Below are 264 nucleotides of genomic sequence, written 5' to 3'. Positions count from 1 at the left end.
ACGCCGAATCCGTCGTACTACCCGGTGACGACGATGCACCTGATCGTCTCGGTTGGCTTGCCTCTCGCGACGGCCTACATCGTCCGGAACCACGCTCGAAGCCAGAAAGAGGACGAACCGGACGACGAACTCACACCTGACCGCTCCGACGGCGACGGAGATGGGCGCGACTCCGCTCACGACCTCGACGGCGGTTCGTCGACGCCATTCGGACCGCACCCGCTCGACGGGGGTGTCTCGGATGACTGACGAACGCCTGCTGAC

Annotated in this window: 1 pseudogene; it reads left to right on the top strand. The window is 65.2% G+C overall.

The features are described 5' to 3' along the window. A pseudogene (locus tag AUR66_RS20040) lies at positions 1-249 on the top strand (hypothetical protein); the annotation flags it as partial. Positions 250-264 lie beyond the last annotated feature (15 nt).

The organism is Haloferax profundi (assembly GCF_001469865.1).
In the GTDB taxonomy this organism is placed as follows: Archaea; Halobacteriota; Halobacteria; order Halobacteriales; family Haloferacaceae; genus Haloferax; species Haloferax profundi.
The sequence above is the reverse complement of the archived record's forward strand: the minus strand, read 5'-3'. Positions and strand labels throughout refer to the sequence as shown.